Source organism: Actinophytocola sp. KF-1 (assembly GCF_054661535.1).
Genome location: NZ_BAAFVK010000017.1, coordinates 1 through 19,751, shown reverse-complemented (window position 1 = coordinate 19,751; position 19,751 = coordinate 1). Strand labels below are relative to the sequence as shown.

Sequence of the window (19,751 nt, the reverse complement as noted above, 5' to 3'; positions counted from 1 at the left end):
GGTTGTTGGGCTGAGCCGGGTTGGGTTAGGCCGGGTCGGCTGGCTGGGCTGGGTCGGCCCGGGCCCGGGGCGGGACCGAGGGCGAGGTCGGGCGGCGCGATGCCTGAATGCGGGGCCAAAACTGCAAGCAGCCAAGCCTGGAGCTGGCGTCCCGGGGCCAAGGGCGAGTGGTGGGCAGGGCGGCACAGCTGGGAGGCGGGGCCCGGGATGCGGCCCGCGGCGGCGAGGCGAAGCCGGGGACCAGAGGGTCGGCCGCGGGAGCTGGGGCCGCATGGCCACGGGCGGGTGACCAGGAGCAGGGCGGCGCGGGCTGGGGTGTGGGGCGGGCGTGGTGGAAGTCGCGAACCTGTCAGAAGGAGAGCGCAGGCTTGACCCTCACGTCGCGTGGGGGCGCACAGTGGTCGCCATGGACGAATACACGGTGGGCGCCGTCGCCGAGATGGCCGGTGTCTCGGTGCGCACGTTGCACCACTACGACGAGATCGGGCTCCTCGAACCCAGCGAGCGCAGCGCCGCGGGCTACCGCCTCTACTCGCCCGCCGACCTGCGCAGGTTGCAGCGCATCCTCTTCTACCGCGAACTGGACTTCGACCTCGGTCTGGTCGCGGAGATCCTCGACGACCCGGCGACCGACCACCTGACCGACCAGCGCAGGCTGCTGACCGAGCGCATCGCACGGCACGAGGCGATGGTCGCGGTGATCGACAAGGAGCTCACGGCCCGCGAGCTGGGCATGACGATCACCCCGGAGGAACGGCTCGAGGTGTTCGGCAGCACGCGGCTGGAGGACGACGCGCCGCGGATCCTCGAGCGGTGGGGTGGCACGGAACTGTTCCGGCAGCGGCGGGAGCGGGTCGCCGCGTACCGGCGGGAGGACTGGCTCGCGTTGCGGGCCGAGCAGGCCGGCATCCACCAGCGCCTCGCCGCGGCCATGAACGCCGGCGTCCCGGCGGACTCACCCGAGGTGATGGACCTGGCCGAGGAACACCGGCTGCACCTGGACCGCTGGCTGCACGACTGCGACCACGCCACGCACCGCGAACTCGCCCGCGCCTACCGGGCGAACCTGCGCTCCGGCCGCAACTACGACGACATGGCGCCCGGCCTGTCCCGGTACATCCACGACGCGATCGTCGCCAACGCCGATCGGGCTACCTGACCAGCGCGTACGCGATCGCCAGGAACTGTTCCTCCGGTGCGAACCCGCGCTCGCCGCCGACCTGGATGTCCCACTCCGGCACGCGGACGTACCCCAGCCGCTCGTACAGCCGGATCGCCGACGGCATGAAGTCCATCGTGTGCAGTGCGAGTGCCCGCGCGTCCGCCGCGAGGGTGGCGCAGTGCGCCATCAGCGCCCGGCCCACCCCGGTGCCGCGCGCGGACGGGTGCACGCCGACCGCCCGCACCCACGCCCAGCCCGGCGCCAGCGGGATCGGCACGCGGTCGGCCGGGAACAGCCGTGCCGTGCCGGCCACCTTGTCGCCCGCGACGGCGACGAGCGCGTCGCCGCCGTCGTCGAGGTCCAGCACACCCGCCAGGTAGTACTCGTACATGGCGGGGGCCAGGTCGTTCGCGTACGGGCGGTAGGCGTCCGCGAGCAGTGCCCGCACCTCGTCCCGTTCGTCGGCACGCATCGGGCGCACGTGGGTCATGGTGGTGTTGTACCGGCCGCGAACACGCGCCGGTACCGATTTGGGCTCACGCCCCGGCGCGCCGCGAAGTGGTGCCGCAACGTGTCGCCGCTGCCGAAACCCGCGCGGGCGGCCACCACGTCGACGGGCAGCGCGGTGGTCTCGAGCAGGTGCTCGGCGTGCTGCAGCCGCTGGTCGAGCAGCCACCGGTGCGGCGTGGCGCCGGTGGTCTCCTTGAAGCGGCGGGCGAACGTCCTCGGTGACAGGTGCGCGCGGGCGGCGAGCGCGTCGACGGTGAGCGGCTCCGCGAGGTGCGCGCGCATCCAGTCGAGCAGTTCCGCGAGCGAGTGGTCGCCGGTCGCGGGCACGGGCGTCTCGACGTACTGCGCCTGCCCGCCGTCCCGGTACGCGGGCACCACCATCCGCCGCGCGAGTGCGTTGGCGACCGCGGCGCCGTACCGCTCGCGCACCACGTGCAGGCACGCGTCGATGCCGGCGGCCGCGCCCGCGCTGGTCAGCACCGGCCCGTCGGCCACGTAGAGCACGTCCCGGTCCACCGTGACGGCCGGGTGGCGGCGCGCGAGCAGGTCCGCGAACTGCCAGTGCGTGGTGGCCCGGCGCCCGTCGAGCAGGCCCGCCGCGGCCAGCGCGAACGCGCCGGAGCACACCGAGAGCACGGTCGCGCCCCGGTCCGCGGCCGCCGCGAGCGCGGCCAGGACCGCCGGGTCGGCGGGGGCGTCCAGCGTCGGCCACGCGGGCACGGTCACCAGGTCGGCGGACGCGACGCGGCCCAGGCCGTGCGTGACCTCGACCGCGAACCCCGACGTCGTGGGCACGTGGCCCGGTCGCGCGGCCACGACCGCGAAGTCGTGCCGGGGGAGGCCGTCGTCGGACCGGTCGAGCCCGAACACCTGGCACACGATGCCCAGCTCGAACGCGGCGACCTGCTCGCCGACCACGGCCACGACGTCCACACGGCCATGATGGCAGAAACTTCCGACACCCGGTCAGTCCTGCCACTGTCGGTGCCGTCCCGCCCCCGCGACGCTGGGAGCATGGACATCCCGAACGCGGCGGTGGCGGTGGCGGCCCCGGGGCGAGGACCGCAGCGGTGGGCGGGCGCGCCGAGCGCGGCCCTGGACGACGACGGCTCGATCGTGCTGGCCTACCGGGTCCGCGGCGACCGCGACCGCAACGTGCTGGCCCGCTCCGCCGACGGCGAGCACTTCGAGACCGTGGCGACCTTCGAGACCGACGGCATGGTGGAACGCCCGGCGCTGGTGCGCACCCCGGCCGGCTGGCGCATGTACACGAGCTGCTCGACGCCGGGCACGAAGCACTGGTGGATCGGCCTGCTCGAAGCGTCCACAGTGGAGGGATTGGCGAGTGCGCGGCACCGTCCGGTGCTCGGCGGCGACGAGCGCACCGGCGTGAAGGACCCGGTGGTCCGGTTCGACGGAAACCGTTGGCACGTCTGGATCTGCTGCCACCCGCTGGACGTGCCGGGCGCGGAGGACCGCATGTCCACGGCGTACACGACGAGTGTGGACGGCGTGACGTGGTCGCCGCCGCGTACCGTCCTGAGTGGACGAGCGGGCCGCTGGGACGCCCGCGGCGCCCGGCTCACCGGGTTCCTCCCGAACGGCATGGTGTCCTACGACGGCCGCGCAACGGCCGCCGAGAACTGGTTCGAGCGCACGGGCTTCGCCGACGCGACCACGTTCACCCCCCTGGACGGCGAGCCGCTCGACCTCCGCTACCTCGAGGTCCTCGCGCTCGCCGACGGCAGCCACCGCGCCTACTGGGAGGGCCGCATCGGGGACGGGACCCACGAGCTGCGCACCGCTCCGTGGCCCAACGTTGTCTCTTGCGTGGACGATGTTGTACGGTCCCCGGCATGACGAGGCACTACCTCGGGGTGGTCGGTGTGGCCGACGCCCTCGGCGTGAGCAGGCACGCGGTGCACAAGTGGCGTGCCCGCTACCCCGACGGATCGCAGCACCCCTTCCCGGCGCCGGACGTGGAGGTCGACGGCGCGCCTGGCTGGCGGACCGACCAGGTGGCGGCCATCGCGCGGTGGCGGGACGGGCTGCCCGGCCGTGGTGCGGGTGGCGGCCGCCCGACCGCCGCCAAGCAGGACTACCTGCGGGCGGCGGCCGCGCGGGGGCTGGACCGGGAGGAGGCCGAGCGGGCGCTCGTCAACTTCATGGCGGAGTTCCCGGAGATGGACGAGCCGCAGATGTGCGCGTGGCTCATCGAGAAGTTCTCCTGAGCCGCGCAAACGTCACAGGCGGGGAGTCCGGCGCGGGGCGGCCGGAAAGCGTGCCGGCGGGGGCGTGGCGCCGCTCGCGGTATCCCGGGGCACCCGCACGGCCGTCACTCCGGCTTCTCGCCGCGGGTAGTCGAGATGCGACCCTGTGATGATAACTCCCCTGTAAATAGGCCATTTGTCGCACACGTCGTAGCTCGCCGGTCGCGGACCGTCGCGGGATCCGGGTGATCATTTACCGGCGTTTCCGTACTGTGATAAAAATTTCCCGCGTCCCTCGTCGTCGCTGGTCCCGGCATCGCGCCGGGCTCGCACCGAGGTTTCGTCACGCTCTGGTTGACTTTTTGCCGTGGATCTCCGCCTACAATCCCGCCGGATCCGATCTGGGATGGAGAGCCGATGACGATCACCGCGCGACCTGGCGTGGCCGCAAGAACCGGCGCCGGACTCGTTCTCGACGCCGTGGACCGGTGGGCGGCGCAGCTGCCGACGGCGACCGCGGTCACCGCACCGGACGGGGTGCTGACCTTCGCGGAACTCCGGGCGGCGGTCGGCGACCTCGCCGCCGCCCTGCACGCGGCGGGCGCCGGACCCGGTGTCCCGGTCGGACTCGGCTTCGGACGGTCGAAGATGACCGTGCCCGCGTTGCTCGCCGTGTGGCACACCGGCGCCACCGCGGTGCCCCTCGACGACCGCCACCCCGCCGACCGGCTCGCGTTCATCCTGGCGGACGCCGGGGTCGAGCTGCTGCTGGGCGGACTTCCCTTCGCCACCACGGTTCCCGTCGTCGACACGACCGCCACGACGGCGCCGCCGCCCGCGCACACCCCGGCGCCCGGCGACCTCGCCTACCTCGTCTACACGTCCGGCACCACCGGCAGGCCGAAGGGCGTCGAGGTCGGCTACGAGGCGCTCGGGGTGTTCCTCGCCGCGATCGCCACGCTCGGCCTCACCCCCGGCGGGGTCGGGTTCAACCCGCTGTCGCCCGCGTTCGACGGCTGGTTCTGGTGCACGCTGCTCTACCTGCTGCACGGTCAGGGCGTGGCCGTCGTGGACACCGAGCACACCGACCTCGCGAGCGCTCTCGACGCGGTCGCGCCGAGGACCGTCTGCATGAGCCCGTCGCTCTACGCCGCGTGCCCCGGTGACATGCCGTCCGTGGACGTGTTCGTCGTGTCGGGCGAGGCCGCGACCCCGTCGCTGGTGCGCAGGCTCCGGGGCAGGCGCGTGCTGAACGTGTACGGCCCCACCGAGACCACGATCGCGGCGACGTGGGCCGACAGCGCCGACGGCGACGACGTGCTCACGATCGGCCGCGCCATGCCCGGCTACCGGGTCCACGTGCTCGACGCCGACGGCGCGCCCGTGCCGCCCGGCGGGGACGGCGAACTGTGCGTCGGCGGCCCCGCGGTCGCCAACGGCTACCGCAACCTGCCGGACCTCACCCGGGAGCGGTTCGTGCCCGACCCGTCCGGCGACGGGCGGATGTACCGCACGGGTGACCGGGTGCGGCTGCGTGCCGACGGGCAGCTGGAGTTCCTCGGCCGGTTCGACGACCAGGTCAAGGTCCGCGGGTTCCGCGTGGAGCTGGGCGAGGTGGAGCGCACCGCCGTCGCCGCCGACGAGGTCCGTGCCGCCGCCGCGTTCGTGCTGACCACCGGCGACGCGCTCGGGCTCGCCGTGGTGCCGGAACAGGACGTCGACGCGGCGGCCGCGGTGGCGGCGGCGAGCGGGCGCTGCAGGCACCTGCTGCCGGACTACATGGTGCCGTCCGTGGTGACGGCCGCGGCCGAACTGCCGGTCACCGCGCACGGCAAGGCCGACCGGGCCGCGCTCGCCGAACGGGCCGCCGAGGAACAGGCGGTGTCGGGCGGCAGGCCGCCGGCCACCGAACGGGAACGCCAGGTCTGCGAGGTGTGGAGCAGCGTGCTGCCCCGCCCGGTGTACGACGTGGACGCGAACTTCTTCACCTCCGGCGGGCACTCGCTGCTGGCGTCAAGGGCGGTCGTGGCGCTGCGCAAGGCGACCGGGCTGCGGCTGTCCATCAAGGACCTCCTCGCGCATCCGACGCCCGCCGAGCTGGCGAAGAAGCTCGACCAGATGGCCGAGTCGTGAGCGGAGCTTGCGGAGCGAACCAGACAACGCAGGGCGACCGCGAGCGGCCGCTCGGAGCCTGCGAGGAGCGGTCGTGAGTTGGCTGGTGCCGTTCGCGCCGGTGGGGGAGCGGCCGGTGCTCGTGTGCCTGCCGCAGGCCGGTTCCGGGTGCGGGGCGTTCCGGTCGTGGCAGGAGGGCCGCGACGACGTGTCCGTGGTCGGCGTGCAGCTGCCCGGCCGGGAGAACCGGTTCGCCGACGAGTTCCCGGCGACCTTCGCCGAGGCGGTCGCGGAGATCGTCGCCGCGCTCAGCGCCACCGTGCCGCCGGCGCTGCCGGTGGTCCTGTTCGGGCACAGCCTCGGCGGGCTGCTCGGCTACGAGGTGGCCAGGGCGCTGCCACGCCCGCCGGACGCGCTCGTGGTCGCGGCGTGCAAGCCACCCCACCTGAGCGGGCGCGCGGCGGGCAGCCTCGGCGCGGCCGACGGGTTCGCGACCGCCGCGGACCTGGTGGCGGACAAGGAACTCGACGACGACCTGCGTGAGCTGGTACTGGAGATCCTGCGGCAGGACGCCGAGCTGTCCGCGACCTACACCGACCCGGCGGGCGCGCCGGTGCCGTGCCCGCTGCACGCGTGGGGTGGCACGGCCGACGAGGTCGTCACCGCCGAGCACGTCGGCGGGTGGGCGGCGTACGCGGGCCGGACGTTCCACACGCGACAGTTCACCGGCGGGCACGACTTCTGCCTGACGGCACCGGAGGTCGCCGCCGCGGCCCGCGCGGTGCTGGCCACGGCGCGGCAAGGGGTGTGAGGGTGCGGATCGACCTGACGGATCCGGGGCTGTTCGAGCGGAACGAGTTCGGCGAGGTGTTCGCGTGGCTGCGCGCCAACGAACCCGTGTACTGGCACGAAGAACCGGACGGCCCCGGCTTCTGGGTGCTGACGCGGCACGTCGACGTCGTGCACGTGTACGGCGACGACGACCTGTTCAGCTCGCAGCGGGGGATGCGGCTCGACAGCGACCCGGAGGCGGTCGACGCGGTCGCCGGGCGGATGCTGATCGTCACCGACCCGCCCGACCACACCCGGCTGCGGCAGGTGGTCGGGCGCGCGTTCGGCCGGTCGGCCATGCCGCGCATCGAGGCGGTCGTGGCGCGGGTGGTGCGGACCGTCGTGGCCGACGCCGTCGCGCAGGGCGAGGTGGACTTCCTCGCGGTGGCCAAGAAGATCCCCAACCACGTGGTGTGCGAGCTGATGGGGTTGCCGCGCGAGCACTGGGAATGGGTCGGCGACACCACCACCGAGGCCTTCGACGCACCGGCCGACTTCGACCGCGTCGCCGCGTACGGCGAACTGTTCCTGCTGTTCACCGAGCTGCTGATGGAACGGCGCGAGAACCCCGGCGACGACTTCATCAGCATGATCGCGCAGGCGCGGCAGAAGGAACGCGGTGGCGCGGAGGGCCGGGAGCTGACCGACGAGGAGGTCATCGTCAACTGCAACGGCGTCCTCGCCGGTGCGAACGAGACGACCCGGTACGCCATGGCGGGGGCGGTGCTGGAGCTGGTCCGCGACCCCGTGCACTGGCACTGGCTGCGCACCGCGGGCCCGTCGGGCATCGCGTCGGCGGTCGAGGAGGTGCTGCGGTGGACGTGCCCCGGCGTGCACGCGCTGCGCACCGTCACCCGGCCGACCGAGATCGGCGGCGTCCCGATCGGGGCCGGTGACCGGGTGACGATCTGGAACTGCTCGGCCAACCGGGACGAGACGGTGTTCTTCGACCCGGACCGCTTCCGGCCCGACCGCGGCGCCAACAAGCACGTGACGTTCGGCGCGGGCAGGCACTTCTGCGTCGGCGCCCGCGTGGCGCGCCTCGAGCTGGCGACGTTCCTCACCGAGCTGGTCGCCCAGGTCGACCGCATCGAGCTGACCGGCGAGCCGAGGTACAACTCGTCGAACTTCACGTGGGGGCTGCGGACCCTGCCCGTGCGTCTGGTGCCCGGCCGGGGCGGGCCCGCATAACCCCGTCCGGAACCGGGCACTCCCGGGCATGACCGACATGCCCACCCTCGACCGGCTCGACGAGCTGACCTTGCTGATCGACCACGGCGAGGCCGTCTACCTGCGGTACTCGCCGGGGCCGGAGTCCGACGCCGCCCACCCCAGCAAGGACCACGAGAGCGGGCTGCTCATGTCGGGTGTCTCGGCGAACCCGCTGCTGCCGCCGAAGTGGTGGACCCGGCCTGCGGTGGACTGGGTGGCCCGCCGCGTCTGCCAGTACCTGCGCGAGCTCGACGAGGGCGCGCGGCCCTGGGTGCTGACCGGCCGGGTGATCGACTTCGGCCCGGACAACGAGCCGCTGCTCACCGACGTCCACCCCATCGCCTGGCTGTCCGACGAGCTGCTCGCGGCCGCGCGCAGGCACTACGAGGAGCAGCTCGACGCCGGCCGGTCGACGCACTCGGGTTGACCAGGCACGTCGGCGGGTACCCGCGCCGCATGGTGAGCATGGGGTACTTCCTGTCCTGCGAGGAGTTCGGGCCCAAGGAACTCGTGCGGCAGGCGAAGCTGGCGGCCGACTCCGGGTTCGAGCGGTTGTGGATCTCCGACCACTACCACCCGTGGAACGACGAGCAGGGCCAGAGCGCGTTCGTCTGGTCGGTCATCGGGGCGCTGTCCGAGGCCGTCGACCTGCCCGTGACCACCGCCGTGACCTGCCCGTCCGGCCGCATCCACCCCGCGGTGCTCGCGCAGGCCGCGGCGACGGCGGCGGTGCAGCTGGACGGCCGGTTCGTGCTCGGCGTGGGGTCCGGCGAGGCGCTCAACGAGCACATCCTCGGCGACCCGTGGCCGAGCGCGGACGTGCGGCTGGCGATGCTGGAGGAGGCCGTCGAGGTGATCCGGCTACTGCACGAGGGCGGCAGCCGCAGCCACCGCGGCGAGTACTACACGGTCGAGAACGCCCGGATCTACACGCTGCCGGACGAACCGGTGCCGATCTACGTCTCCGCCTTCGGACCGAAGGCGGTCGAGCTCGCAGGCCGGATCGGGGACGGCTTCGTGTGCGTCATGCCGGACGCCGACCTGGTGAAGGCCTACCGCGAGGCCGGTGGCAAGGGCCCCGCGCAGGGCGGGTTCAAGGTCTGCCACGCCCCGACCGTCGAGGAAGGGCTCGACACGGCGTACCGCATCTGGCCCAACGAGGGGCTGCCTGGCGAGCTGGCGCAGGTGCTTCCGCAACCGAAGCACTTCGAACAGGCCAGCACGCTTGTCACGCGTGACATGCTGTCGCTGCCGACGGGACCGGATCCCGAGCTGTACCTGGAGCAGGTCAGGTCGTTCGCGGACGCCGGTTTCGACGAGGTGTACGTGGCCCAGATAGGGCCGGGGCAGGACGAGTTCTTCCGGTTCTGGCGCGAGGAGGTAGCCCCGCGGCTGTGAGCACGTTCGGTGTCGAGGAGGAGTTCCTGCTGGCCGACCCGGAGACGGGCCGGCCGGTTCCTGCTGCCACGGAAGTGCTGAAGGCCGCGTGGGAGGAACCCGCGCCCGGGGCCGTGCACCCGGAGCTGTCGCAGACGCAGGTGGAGGCCGCGACGGTGCCGTGCGCCACGCTCGACGAGCTGGAGCACGAGCTGATGGCGGGCCGGGCACGGCTCGCCGCGGCGGCCAGCAGCTGCGGGGTGTGGCTCCTGCCGAGCGGCACGTCCCCGCTCGGCGGGTCCGCCGAGCCGGTGGACGCGCCCCGGTTCGCCGAGATCGCGGGCCGGTACGCCGAGGTCGTGCGGGATTACCAGGCATGCGGCTGCCACGTGCACGTCGGTGTGCTCGACCGGGAGACCGCGGTCGCGGTGGGCAATCACCTGCGGCCGTGGCTGCCCACGCTGCTGGCGCTGGCGGTGAACTCGCCGTACCACGACGGCCGGGACACCGGGTACGCGAGCTGGCGGATCGTCCAGCAGTCCCGGTTCCCCGGCGCGGGCGTGCCGCCGTGGTTCCGCGACGCGCACGAGTACGACGAGCGGGTGGCCCGGCTGGTCGACAGCGGGGTGCTCGTGGACGAGTCCCAGTCGTTCTGGCTGGTCCGCCCGTCCCCGACGTGGCCGACGGTCGAGCTGCGGGTCGCCGACACCGCCGTGGACGTGTCGGGTGCGTTGCTGCAGGCGACGCTGTCACGCGCGCTGGTGGAGACCGCGCTCAACGACCTCTCGCTCGGCCGGGAGGCGCCGCCGCTCGACGACCAGGTGCTGGCCGCGGGTGTGTGGTCCGCCGCACGGTACGGATTGGGTGGCCCGGGCGTGCATCCCGTGCGGGCCTGCCGGGTACCCGCCACCGAGCTGCTCGACGAGCTGATCGTCCGGGTCGCACCAGCGCTCGCCGAGGTCGGCGACCTGGCCGCGGCGCGGGAGCTGTTCGCGGGCGTGCTGCGGCGGGGCACCGGCGCGGAGCGCCAGCGCGCGGTCGGGGAGCCATTCGACGTGGTGCGGCTGCTGGCGATTGGAGTGTCCTATGAGGACTGAGGTGCGCCCGGTGCTTTCCCCGGTGCTGCCCGAACCGCGCGGACCGCTGTCCGCGGCGGTGGTGTCGGCGCTGGCGTCGGCGCCGCGCGACCTGCCGTCCGTGGACGTGTCCGGGGCCGACCCGTTCGGCGCGGACCTCGCGGTCGCGCTGCACACCTGCTACGAGCTGCACTACCAGGGGTTCCGCGACGTGGACCCGGACTGGGAGTGGTCGCCGTCGCTGCTCGCGTTCCGCCGTGAGCTGGAGCGGGTGTTCGAGTCGGCCCTGCGCGCGGCGGTTCCCGGTGGCGACGACGTCGGGGCCGTGCTGGACGAGCTGCTGGTCGAACCGGTCCCGGGCGCGGGCGTGTCGCACTTCCTGCGCGACGATGGCGAGTGGTGGCAGTTCCGCGAGTACGTCGTGCACCGGTCGATCTACCACCACAAGGAGGCCGACCCGCACGCGCTGGTGATCCCGCGCCTGTCCGGCCGGGCGAAGGCCGCGCTGGTGGCGGTCGAGTTCGACGAGTTCGGCGGCGGCCGGGCCGAGCGCGTGCACGCCCAGCTGTACCGGGACCTGATGACCGCGACCGACCTGGACGCGGGCTACCTGCACTACTTCGACGACGTGCCCGCGCCGGTCATCGCCGTGGTCAACATGATGTCGCTGTTCGGCCTGCACCGGCGGCTGCGCGCCGCGATGGTCGGCCACTTCGCGGCCGCCGAGATCACCACCGCCCCCAGCGCGGCACGCATGGTGAAGGCCATCGAACGCCTCGGCGGCGGCACGGACGTCACCCACTTCTTCGCCGAGCACGTGGAAGCCGACGCGGTGCACGAGCAGGTGCTGCGCCACGACGTCGTCGGCGACCTCCTGGACCGCGAACCGGGCCTGGCCGCCGACGTGGTGTTCGGCGTCCAGGCCACGGAGTTCCTCGAGTCCCGCTTCGGCGACCACGTGCTCGGCGCGTGGCGCGCGGGCCGCACCTCACTGGCGAAGCCCCTGTAGTGTCCTGAGTCGTTAATTCGGCACCAGCACTAGATTGTGCTGGTGCCGAATCCGAAGCTGGTGCCGCTGGTGTTGTCCGAGGAAGAGCGCCGGGTCCTGGAAGGGTGGACGCGTCGCCGGACGACCGCGCAGGCGGCTGGCGCTTCGAGCGCGGATCGTGCTGGCGTGTGCCGAGTCCGATGAGTCGAACACCGTTGTGGCGCAGCGGTTGAACCTGTCTCGTCATACGGTGGGTACGTGGCGGGCGCGGTTTCTGCGTGATCGGCTGGATGGGTTGTCTGACGAGCCCCGGCCGGGGCGGCCGCGCACGATCAGCGATGCTCAGGTCGAGCAGGTCGTGGTGACCCCCTTGGAGACCAAGCCCGCGAACGCGACGCACTGGTCGACCAGGTCGCTGGCGTCCCAGATCGGCATGTCGCAGTCGGCGGTATCGCGGATCTGGCGAGCGTTCGGGCTCAAACCGCATCGGGTGGACACGTTCAAGATCAGCAAAGACCCGATGTTCGTGGACAAGGTCCGCGACGTGGTCGGTCTCTACCTGGGTCCGCCCGCGAACTGCTGCGCAGAGGAGTCCACCGCTCGGTCACCGCACTCGAGAAAGACATCCGCGGCTGGATCGAGCAGTGGAACACCAACCCCAAGCCCTACGTCTGGACCCGCACCGCCGATCAGATCCTCGAGTCACTCGCCGCCTACTGCCAACGAATTAACGACTCAGGACACTAGGCCGTGTGTGGCGTAGCCGGATGTCGGTCCACTTCGGCGGACGACCCGGCATACGCCCCACAAGCAACAGCGGCGCCAGCACCGCCCGCTGCGCGTCGGTCAGGTCAGCCGCCCGCGACCAGGCCCTGACCCTGGTCAACGCGCACGCGTTTGCGGTGGCTCGTGTCGCACAGCGGGTAGCGCTTGCTGCGGCGGCACGTGCACACCGCCACCACGAACCGGTCCGAGGTGACGGTCTCGCCGTCGTCGGTGACCAGTTCGACCGGGCCGTCGACCAGCAGCGGGCCGTCCGGCACGACCCGGACCCTAGGCGTTCGCGGGCTGGTCACCGCGGATCACCACCAGTTCCTCGCTGCGCTGGCCGGGTTCGATGAGCCCGAGCGCCAGCAGTTCCCGTTGCCGCCCGCGCATGACGGGGCCGAACGGGACGTCCGCGCGGACGACCACCTGTGCCTTCAGCCCGCCGCCGCGCAGCTGGTGCAGCGTCCGCTCCTCGTCGCACAGTCCGGAGTGGACCACCAGCAGGGTGCCGCCGGGGGCGAGGAGCAGGGGAGCGTTGGCGCACAGGCGGTCCAGCACCTCGCGACCGTCCACTCCGGCGTCCCACGCGCGGTGCCTGCCGCGGGGCGGCTCGCACTTGCCCGGCACGTACGGCGGGTTGGCGAGGACCAGGTCGAACGTGCGGCCTGCGACCCGCTCGAACGCGTCACCACGCGTCACGTGGGCGCGGACGCCGTGCAGCGCGGTGTTGACGCGGGCGGCCAACACGGCTCTTCGTGACACGTCCACGGCTGTGATCGAGCGTGGTCGTGTGCGTGCCGCCGCGATCGACAGCGCGCCGGTGCCGCAGCCGACGTCCAGCACCGAGGCGCCCGGGGGGATCCCGGCCTCGGCCAGCGCGTCGGCGAGCAGCCACGTGTCGTGCTGGGGTCGGTACACCCCGGGTAGGCGAGTCAGTGACATGCGTCAGGATGCCTCCCCCTGACCCGGTCAAACCCTGTCGCTCGTCCGGGTGACAAGGCGATCACCCACGCATACCCGTTACCGCGCCGGGCAAAGCCCGACCCACAGGTTTCGACCGTCGAGAATGGAGGGTGAGCACAGTGATCGGTCAGGACATGGTCAACCGGCTGTACGACTGCCAGGTCGTCGACCCGAGGGGGGAGAAGATCGGCGCCGTCAAACGGGTCTGGCTGGACGGGAGCACGGGTGACCCGGTGTGGGCGTCCGTGCACACCGGGCTCTTCGGGCTGAAGGAGTCGTTCGTTCCGCTGCAGCGCGCGGAACTGCGCGACGACCAGCTGCGGGTCCCCGTGGACAAGGAGCAGGTGAAGGACTCGCCGAGGATCGAGGCGACGCACGACCACATGACCGACGAGGAGCAGGCCGCGCTGTACCGCCACTACGGGTTCGGACCGCAGGGCGGCAAGCCCGGGCAGTCGTCGCAGCGGCGCCCGGGGTCGAGCATGCAACCGGGCGAGTACCCCGGCCGGGGCCGCGACAACCGCGGCGCGCCGCGTTCCACCCGCGACGACGCGATGACGCGTTCGGAGGAACGCATGAAGGTCGGCACCGAACGGGTGGAGACCGGGAAGGTCCGGCTGGTCAAGCACGTCGTCACCGAGGAGCAGCAGGTGCGGGTCCCGGTGACGCACGAGGAGGTCCGGCTGGAACGCGAGCCGATCACGGCGGCGAACCGCGGCGACGCGATGCGTGGCGAGGACATCACCGAAGCGGAGCACGAGGTGACGCTGCACGCCGAGAAACCGGTGGTGGACAAGGAAACCGTGCCGGTGGAACGGGTCCGGCTCGCCAAGGACGAGGTCACCGGCACCGAGACGGTGTCCGGGACCGTCCGCAAGGAACAGATCGACCTCGAGGACGGCCGGCGCTGACCGCGCACGGAACCGGGGCCCCGCGCGCGGGGCCCCGGCTTCGACGTTCGTGGCTCAGGAGAGCGCGGACCGCGCGCTCGGCAGTGACACGTAGATCTCCAGTTCACCGGTGACGTCGGTGAGGCTGAGCACCCGCTGGACGGGCTGCGTCGGCGCGGCCAGCACCAGCCTGCGGTGCTGGGCGGCGCTGCGGTCGCCCGCGGCCCGCAGGACCTGCACGCCCACCAGGGCGAGGAACCGCACGTCCGAGAGGTCCACCAGCACGTTCTGCACCTGGCGTCGTTCGGTGTCGGCGAGCGCCTCCCGCAGGACGGCGGCCGTGCACAGGTCGACCTCGCCGATCGGGCGGACCCGCTCGAGGTCGTCCCGCTCGCGGATCTGCCGCACCGTGAGGTGCTGGTGGACGGTTTCCCGGCTCGTGGCCGGCGGAGTTGCGTTGTTGCTCATCGGATCTCCCCGGATCGGTTGACCGTGAGCGCCTGAAGTAGAGCCCACCACCACCGCGTATCCGCTGGTGGTGCGGCTGGCGTGCCGCCTGCCGCCATGGCAGAGGTCCCGCTGTACAGCGTCTCTCGAATACCTGGCTGTTTGCTCAACCTCAGCCCAGCATCGCACGAGGCCGCCGACGTGTCCACCGGGCCCCCGTCATGCCTGGACAGCGGCCCCCGCGCGGCGCACGGCCGCCACGATCTCGGCGTTCGTGACGCCCTTGATGAGGTATTCCCGCACGCCGAGCCGCAGCAACTCGTCGACCGTGCCGGAATCGTCGTAGGCGGAGAACGCGAGCAGCTGCGTGCGCGGTGAGCGGGCGCGGATCTCCCGCGCGGCGTGGGCGCCACCGCCACCGGGCATCCGCACGTCCAGCACCGCGACGTCCGGGTCGTGCACCTCGGCGAGTGCGATGGCCTGGACCGCGTCCTCGGCGACCGCCACCACCTGCAGGCCTGCCTCCGCCGCCAGCACCTCGGACAACGCGAGGCGGATCATCGGGTCGTCGTCCGCGACGAGGACCCGCACCGGTTCCTGGTCGCGGTGCGTCACGAGCCGCCTCCCCTGGGTGGGCCGGGCAGCCAGAACCGGACCGTCGTCCCCTCTTCGGGTGAACTCGTCACCGACCACCAGCCACCGGCGGTCTCGGCGCGCTCCCGCATCTCGATCAGCCCGAAGTTCCGCTTCCGGTTGGCGTTGACCTGCTCGGGGAAGCCGTTGCCGTTGTCGTGGACCTCCGCCAGCGTGCCGCCGTCCGTGCTGGTCAGCCGGATGTCGACCCGGGTGGCGCCCGCGTGCTTGCGCACGTTCGCGAGCGCCTCCTGGCAGATGCGGAAGATCGTGACCGCGGTCGGCGTCGGCGGCTCCTCGTCCAGGTCACCCGTCAGCTCGGCGGTGATCCCCCAGGTGGCGACCACGTCGCGCAGGTAACCCGACAGCGCGGGCAGCAGGCCGTGCTCGTCGATGGCCGTCGGCCGCAGGTGCACCACCAGGTTGCGCAGCCTGCTGATCGACGCCCGCACCGACTCCTCCAGCTGCGCGACCGTGGCACGCTCCTCGTCGGGCAGGCGGCCCGCGAGCAGCTGCAACCGCATGCCGACGGCCACCATCGCCTGGATCGAGTCGTCGTGCACGTCCCACGCGATGCGGCGCCGTTCCAGCTCCTGCGCCTCGACGAGGTGGCCGAGCAGCCGCCTGCGTTCCGCGAGCGCCTGCTCGCTGGTGCGGCGCTCGGTCATGTCGCGGGTGACCTTGCCGAAGCCGCGCAGTTTCCCGGTCTCGTCGAACAGCGGCGTGATGATGACGTTCGCCCAGAAGCGGCTGCCGTCCTTGCGGAGCCGCCAGCCCTCGTCCTCCAGCCTGCCGTCGGCGATGGCGTCGCGGAGCTCGCGCTCGGGCTTGCCGTCCGCGATGTCCTCCGGCGGGTAGAACACGGAGAAGTGCTTGCCGAGGATCTCCTGTTCGGCGTACCCGTTGATCCGCTCCGCGCCCACGTTCCAGCTGATGATGTGGCCCGCCGGGTCGAGCATGAAGATGCCGTAGTCGCGGACGCCCTGCACCAGCAGGCGGAACCGTTCCTCGCTCTCCCGCAACGCCTGCTCGGTGTTGCGGCGCTCGGTCATGTCGCGGGTGACCTTGCCGAAGCCGCGCAGCTCCCCGGTGTCGTCGAACAGCGGCGTGATGATGACGTTGGCCCAGAAGAGGGTGCCGTCCTTGCGGCGCCGCCACCCCTCGTCCTCGAGACGGCCCGCTCGCACGGCGTCGCGGAGCTCCTGGCCGGGTTTGTCCGCGGCGACGTCCGCATGCGGGTAGAGGACGGAGAAGTGCTTGCCGAGGATCTCCGCTTCCCGGTAGCCCTTGATCCGCTCAGCGCCCAGGTTCCAGGTGACGATGTGACCGTCCGGGTCGAGCATGAAGATCGCGTAGTCCCGGATGTTGTGCACGAGCAGCCGATACCCGTCATCGGGATGCATGGTCCAACTGTGCCCTACGCGCTCGCGGTCCCGCTCGTCAGGCCAGGTCGCCGTCCGGGGGTGTGGCCAGCTCACACCACACCACCTTCCCGCGGCCGCGACGGGACGCCCCCCAGGCGGAGGAGATCTGCTCGACCACCCGCAACCCGAGCCCGGTGGTCGGCGTGACCCGGTGCGACACGGGGAGGAGGGGACTGTCGTCGCACACCTCGGCCCGGACCCGGTCACCGCCGTCGACGAGCCGGACCACGGGCGTGCCGTGCCCGTGCAGGAGCGCGTTGGTCACCAGCTCGGAGACCACCAGCACGAAGTCGTCGTGCGAGCAGCGGCTGCGCCACGCGGCCAGCGTCGACCGGGTGAACTGGCGCGCGAGCGCCGCGCTGGTATCCCGCTCCGCGAGCCTGAGCTCTGCCACCGCCGGTGCACGTGTCTCCACCCAACCACCCTCCGTCAGCCACCCCGTCCGGGACGAGATGCGGATGCCGAGGACGATCTGGTGCAGATGCACCAGCCGTCGGCGTGCGCACCGGGCCGCCCGGTCAGTCGAGCATGCCTTCCCGGCGCGCGATGGCGACCGCCTCCAGCTTGGAGCGGGCGCCCAGCTTCTCCAGCACGCGCTGGACGTGGTTGCGTGCCGTGTTGAGGGCGACGCCCATGCTGGCGGCGACCTCCGCCGTGCTGGCGCCGTCCGCGAGCAGGTGCAGGGCCTGCCGCTCCCGGGTGGTGAGCGTCGCGCTCGGGGTGCGGCCGGTCAGCCGGTTCAGCACGCCGGCGAGGAACTCGGCGCCGAACACCGCCTCGCCGTCGGCCACCCGCCGGACGGCGTCCTCCAGCTCGTCGAGCCCGGCCGACTTCAGCACCAGGCCGGACCCGCCCGCCTCGGCGACCCTGGCCGCCACCGTGGCGGTCGCCTCGCCGGTCAGCACCAGCACGCGGGCGCCGAACCTGCTCAGCGTGCCGATCGAGTCGATCGCGTCGCCGTCGGGCAGCCTGCGGTCCAGCAGGACGACGTCCGGCTCGTGCCTGCGGACGGCGTCGACGGCGGTCGCGATCGAGTGCGCACGGTCGACGATCTCGATGTCGTCCGCGCGTGCCATCGCGAGGGCCATCGCCTCGGCGACCATGTCGTGGTCCTCGACGAGCACCACCCGGGTCGGCGCCACGGCTCGGTTCTCGTCCGTCGGCGGCGTCGCGTCCGGACCTTTTCCCGGTGACAAGGTTCTCCCGCGTGGTGAGATCGGTCGGTGCCCCAGTGTCCCTGTACCCGGACGGGCTACCCCACCGGGTGTCCGTTTAGCCATCCGACGGCCCGGTTATTCCGCTGACATGACGCGCTCGCTGTGGCTCGACACCACGCAAGGCACGGCTCGCAGGGAGGCCCCGCTGCCGTCGACCGCCGACGTCGTGGTGCTCGGTGCCGGGATCGCCGGCATGACGACCGCGTACCTGCTCGCCGAGACCGGCCGGTCGGTGCTGGTGCTGGAGGCGCGGGAGATCGGGAGCGGGGTCACCGGCAACACGACCGCCAAGCTCACCGCGCAGCACGAGCTGATCTACCACCGCATCGGGTCCGCCGCCGCGGCGTACGGCCGCAGCCAGCTGGCGGCACTCGACTGGGTGGTCGCGACGGCCGCGCGCACCGGCATCGAGTGCGACCTCGAACGGGTCGACAGCCACGTCCACACGACCGACCCGGCGCGCCTGCCCGTCCTGCACGAGGAGGTCGCGGCCGCCGTCGACGCCAGGCTGCCCGCCGACTTCGTGGAGAAGATCGACCCGCCGCTGGACGCCGTCGGCGCCGTGCGGTTCCGCGAGCAGGCGCAGTTCCACCCGCGCAAGTGGCTGCTGGGGCTCGCCGAGCTGACCGAGGCGGCGGGCGGCCGGATCATCGAGGGCGTGCGTGCCACCGGCCTGCGCGAGGGCGACCCGTCGATCGTGCGGACCACGGCCGGCGCCGTGCGCGCGAAGGACGTCGTGGTGGCCACCCACTACCCGGTGTTCGACCGGGGCCTGTTCTTCGCCCGGCTGGAGCCGACACGCGACCTGGTCGTCGCCGGTCCCGCGGACCGCGAGGTCACCGGCACGTACCTCGACGAGCAGACCCACCACTCCGTGCGTTCGGTGCCGACGCCGTCCGGTCCGCAGGTGATCGTGGGCGGCGAGCACTACCGGGTCGGTGACCACGTCGACGTCGAGGCCCGGTTCGCGCGGCTCGAGGCGTGGGCGCGGGAGCACGTCGGCCTGGCGGAGGTGCGCTACCGCTGGTCGGCGCATGACATGTCCACTCTGGACAGCGTGCCGTACGTGGGCAGGTACCACCCGAGGGCGGCCCACCTGTGGGTGGCGACCGGGTTCGGCCAGTGGGGCATGACCGGCGGCACCGCGGCCGGCCTGCTGTTGCGCGACCTGGTCGCGGGCACCCGCAACGAGTACGAGCAGCTGTACGACCCGAACCGGTTCTCACTGCGTGCCGCGGGCTCGCTGGTGTCGGCCAACGCGACGGTGGCGAAGTTCCTGGCGGGCGACCACGTGCGCGCGCTGACGAAACCGGGCCTGTCGAACCTGGCGCCGGGCGAGGCGGTCGTGACCCGCCACGGCACGTCGATGGTCGCCGCGTACCGCGACGACGGCGGCGAGCTGCACACCGTGGGCGCGCACTGCACGCACCTGGGCTGCCTGGTGGCGTTCAACAACGCGGAACGCACGTGGGACTGCCCGTGCCACGGCTCCCGTTTCGACGTGGACGGCCAGGTCGTCCAGGGCCCCGCCGTCCGCCCCCTGCGCAACATCCCGACCGAGGGAAAGGAAGCGCCATGACCGAGCCCATCCCACCCGACCCGAGCCCCCTCCCACACCCCAGCGACCCCACCCCAACCCCCACCCCCACCGACCCACCCCAGCCCCCGGTCCCCCCGGGCCCGGACCCACGCCCCCCATCAGAACCAGACCCCCTGGGCCCAGCAGGCCCGTGACCCCGCGAGTCTCCCTCCCAGAACCCGCGAGTCCCCCTCTCCGGACCCGCGAGTCTCCCGTTCGGAACCCGCGAGTCTCCGAGCGTTATTCAGAAGTGGGGTCACCAGCCGAGGCGGTAGTACTCGAGGGTGGTGATGATGCGGATGAGGTTGGGTAGTTCGGCGAGTCGTCCGCGGTAGCCGGTGGCGAGGATTTT

At 72.6% G+C, this 19,751-nt stretch carries 21 protein-coding genes and 1 pseudogene; 13 read left to right on the top strand and 9 right to left on the bottom strand.

The genetic code is table 11. The annotated features are described in order from the left end of the window. Positions 1–406: 406 nt before the first annotated feature. Positions 407–1,159: a MerR family transcriptional regulator gene (locus ACYQ77_RS38905; RefSeq protein WP_459721252.1), complete on the top strand. Its 753-nt coding sequence runs from the start codon at positions 407–409 to the stop codon at positions 1,157–1,159. Here the strand turns inward: ACYQ77_RS38905 and ACYQ77_RS38900 are convergent. Together ACYQ77_RS38900 and ACYQ77_RS38895 are read right to left on the bottom strand one after the other, a co-directional pair. Then, complete coding sequence (locus ACYQ77_RS38900; protein WP_459721249.1) at positions 1,152–1,652, bottom strand: GNAT family N-acetyltransferase; 501 nt, start codon at positions 1,650–1,652, stop codon at positions 1,152–1,154. The two genes, ACYQ77_RS38905 and ACYQ77_RS38900, sit on opposite strands and share 8 nt — an antisense overlap. Then, positions 1,649–2,605 (bottom strand): helix-turn-helix domain-containing protein, encoded by a 957-nt coding sequence (locus ACYQ77_RS38895; protein WP_459721246.1) that lies wholly within the window; start codon positions 2,603–2,605, stop codon positions 1,649–1,651. The genes ACYQ77_RS38900 and ACYQ77_RS38895 overlap by 4 nt, the downstream gene beginning before the upstream one ends. A gap of 81 nt (positions 2,606–2,686) precedes the next feature. On the opposite strand from ACYQ77_RS38895, the gene ACYQ77_RS38890 reads away from it, so the two are divergent. The 10 genes and pseudogenes from ACYQ77_RS38890 to ACYQ77_RS38845 all read left to right on the top strand — a co-directional run bounded on the left by ACYQ77_RS38890 (position 2,687) and on the right by ACYQ77_RS38845 (position 12,225). Further along, positions 2,687–3,532, top strand: coding sequence for a hypothetical protein (locus ACYQ77_RS38890; RefSeq protein WP_459721243.1), 846 nt, complete (start codon positions 2,687–2,689; stop codon positions 3,530–3,532). Next, entirely contained in the window at positions 3,529–3,903 is a 375-nt protein-coding gene (locus ACYQ77_RS38885) for a hypothetical protein (RefSeq protein WP_459721240.1), read from the top strand. The genes ACYQ77_RS38890 and ACYQ77_RS38885 overlap by 4 nt, the downstream gene beginning before the upstream one ends. Positions 3,904–4,299: 396 nt before the next feature. Beyond that, complete coding sequence (locus tag ACYQ77_RS38880; RefSeq protein ID WP_459721237.1) at positions 4,300–6,015, top strand: non-ribosomal peptide synthetase; 1,716 nt, start codon at positions 4,300–4,302, stop codon at positions 6,013–6,015. 73 nt (positions 6,016–6,088) lie between these two features. Continuing rightward, on the top strand, positions 6,089–6,805 hold the full coding sequence (locus ACYQ77_RS38875; RefSeq protein WP_459721234.1) for a thioesterase II family protein: 717 nt from the start codon (positions 6,089–6,091) through the stop codon (positions 6,803–6,805). A 2-nt stretch (positions 6,806–6,807) separates the two neighbouring features. After that, positions 6,808–8,016 carry a cytochrome P450 gene (locus ACYQ77_RS38870; RefSeq protein ID WP_459721231.1) on the top strand — a complete coding sequence of 403 codons (1,209 nt, stop codon included), beginning with the start codon at positions 6,808–6,810 and terminating at the stop codon, positions 8,014–8,016. A 28-nt stretch (positions 8,017–8,044) separates the two neighbouring features. Beyond that, positions 8,045–8,464 carry a DUF6098 family protein gene (locus tag ACYQ77_RS38865; protein ID WP_459721228.1) on the top strand — a complete coding sequence of 140 codons (420 nt, stop codon included), beginning with the start codon at positions 8,045–8,047 and terminating at the stop codon, positions 8,462–8,464. After that, entirely contained in the window at positions 8,461–9,435 is a 975-nt protein-coding gene (locus ACYQ77_RS38860) for a TIGR03557 family F420-dependent LLM class oxidoreductase (protein WP_459721226.1), read from the top strand. Before ACYQ77_RS38865 ends, ACYQ77_RS38860 begins: the two co-directional genes overlap by 4 nt. Next, positions 9,432–10,511, top strand: coding sequence for a carboxylate-amine ligase (locus ACYQ77_RS38855; protein WP_459721225.1), 1,080 nt, complete (start codon positions 9,432–9,434; stop codon positions 10,509–10,511). The genes ACYQ77_RS38860 and ACYQ77_RS38855 overlap by 4 nt, the downstream gene beginning before the upstream one ends. Further along, a complete protein-coding gene (locus ACYQ77_RS38850; protein WP_459721223.1) occupies positions 10,501–11,499 on the top strand; it encodes an iron-containing redox enzyme family protein in 999 nt (332 codons plus the stop codon). The genes ACYQ77_RS38855 and ACYQ77_RS38850 overlap by 11 nt, the downstream gene beginning before the upstream one ends. A gap of 42 nt (positions 11,500–11,541) precedes the next feature. Beyond that, positions 11,542–12,225: pseudogene (locus ACYQ77_RS38845) on the top strand (IS630 family transposase). Positions 12,226–12,329: 104 nt separating this feature from the next. Here ACYQ77_RS38845 and ACYQ77_RS38840 read toward each other — a convergent pair. Together ACYQ77_RS38840 and ACYQ77_RS38835 are read right to left on the bottom strand one after the other, a co-directional pair. Beyond that, positions 12,330–12,554 (bottom strand): CDGSH iron-sulfur domain-containing protein, encoded by a 225-nt coding sequence (locus ACYQ77_RS38840; protein WP_459721222.1) that lies wholly within the window; start codon positions 12,552–12,554, stop codon positions 12,330–12,332. Next, positions 12,532–13,188, bottom strand: a complete 657-nt coding sequence (locus ACYQ77_RS38835; RefSeq protein ID WP_459721220.1) for a HemK2/MTQ2 family protein methyltransferase — start codon at positions 13,186–13,188, stop codon at positions 12,532–12,534. The genes ACYQ77_RS38840 and ACYQ77_RS38835 overlap by 23 nt, the downstream gene beginning before the upstream one ends. Before the next feature lie 131 nt (positions 13,189–13,319). Here ACYQ77_RS38835 and ACYQ77_RS38830 point away from each other — a divergent pair, with 131 nt between their 5' ends. Further along, entirely contained in the window at positions 13,320–14,120 is an 801-nt protein-coding gene (locus ACYQ77_RS38830; RefSeq protein ID WP_459721219.1) for a DUF2382 domain-containing protein, read from the top strand. A gap of 54 nt (positions 14,121–14,174) precedes the next feature. Here ACYQ77_RS38830 and ACYQ77_RS38825 read toward each other — a convergent pair whose 3' ends face one another. The 5 genes from ACYQ77_RS38825 to ACYQ77_RS38805 form a co-directional block, all read right to left on the bottom strand. Continuing rightward, positions 14,175–14,567: an STAS domain-containing protein gene (locus tag ACYQ77_RS38825; RefSeq protein ID WP_459721218.1), complete on the bottom strand. Its 393-nt coding sequence runs from the start codon at positions 14,565–14,567 to the stop codon at positions 14,175–14,177. Between the two features lie 198 nt (positions 14,568–14,765). Beyond that, positions 14,766–15,161, bottom strand: a complete 396-nt coding sequence (locus ACYQ77_RS38820) for a response regulator (protein WP_459721216.1) — start codon at positions 15,159–15,161, stop codon at positions 14,766–14,768. Continuing rightward, entirely contained in the window at positions 15,158–16,582 is a 1,425-nt protein-coding gene (locus tag ACYQ77_RS38815; RefSeq protein ID WP_459721213.1) for a PAS domain-containing sensor histidine kinase, read from the bottom strand. The genes ACYQ77_RS38820 and ACYQ77_RS38815 overlap by 4 nt, the downstream gene beginning before the upstream one ends. A 37-nt stretch (positions 16,583–16,619) precedes the next feature. Next, positions 16,620–16,997 carry an ATP-binding protein gene (locus ACYQ77_RS38810; RefSeq protein ID WP_459721211.1) on the bottom strand — a complete coding sequence of 126 codons (378 nt, stop codon included), beginning with the start codon at positions 16,995–16,997 and terminating at the stop codon, positions 16,620–16,622. Between the two features lie 124 nt (positions 16,998–17,121). Continuing rightward, a complete protein-coding gene (locus ACYQ77_RS38805; RefSeq protein ID WP_459721209.1) occupies positions 17,122–17,745 on the bottom strand; it encodes a response regulator transcription factor in 624 nt (207 codons plus the stop codon). 163 nt (positions 17,746–17,908) lie between these two features. On the opposite strand from ACYQ77_RS38805, the gene ACYQ77_RS38800 reads away from it, so the two are divergent. Continuing rightward, positions 17,909–19,399 (top strand): FAD-dependent oxidoreductase, encoded by a 1,491-nt coding sequence (locus tag ACYQ77_RS38800; protein WP_459721206.1) that lies wholly within the window; start codon positions 17,909–17,911, stop codon positions 19,397–19,399. Positions 19,400–19,751: the final 352 nt, after the last annotated feature.

Bases quoted from the DNA above. Each gene is read 5' to 3' on its own strand.
- ACYQ77_RS38905 (WP_459721252.1), top strand. From the start codon at position 407: ATGGACGAATACACGGTGGGCGCCGTCGCCGAGATGGCCGGTGTCTCG.
- ACYQ77_RS38900 (WP_459721249.1), bottom strand. From the start codon at position 1,652: ATGACCCACGTGCGCCCGATGCGTGCCGACGAACGGGACGAGGTGCGG.
- ACYQ77_RS38890 (WP_459721243.1), top strand. From the start codon at position 2,687: ATGGACATCCCGAACGCGGCGGTGGCGGTGGCGGCCCCGGGGCGAGGA.
- ACYQ77_RS38885 (WP_459721240.1), top strand. From the start codon at position 3,529: ATGACGAGGCACTACCTCGGGGTGGTCGGTGTGGCCGACGCCCTCGGC.
- ACYQ77_RS38880 (WP_459721237.1), top strand. From the start codon at position 4,300: ATGACGATCACCGCGCGACCTGGCGTGGCCGCAAGAACCGGCGCCGGA.
- ACYQ77_RS38865 (WP_459721228.1), top strand. From the start codon at position 8,045: ATGACCGACATGCCCACCCTCGACCGGCTCGACGAGCTGACCTTGCTG.
- ACYQ77_RS38850 (WP_459721223.1), top strand. From the start codon at position 10,501: ATGAGGACTGAGGTGCGCCCGGTGCTTTCCCCGGTGCTGCCCGAACCG.
- ACYQ77_RS38835 (WP_459721220.1), bottom strand. From the start codon at position 13,188: ATGTCACTGACTCGCCTACCCGGGGTGTACCGACCCCAGCACGACACG.
- ACYQ77_RS38825 (WP_459721218.1), bottom strand. From the start codon at position 14,567: ATGAGCAACAACGCAACTCCGCCGGCCACGAGCCGGGAAACCGTCCAC.
- ACYQ77_RS38815 (WP_459721213.1), bottom strand. From the start codon at position 16,582: ATGCATCCCGATGACGGGTATCGGCTGCTCGTGCACAACATCCGGGAC.
- ACYQ77_RS38800 (WP_459721206.1), top strand. From the start codon at position 17,909: ATGACGCGCTCGCTGTGGCTCGACACCACGCAAGGCACGGCTCGCAGG.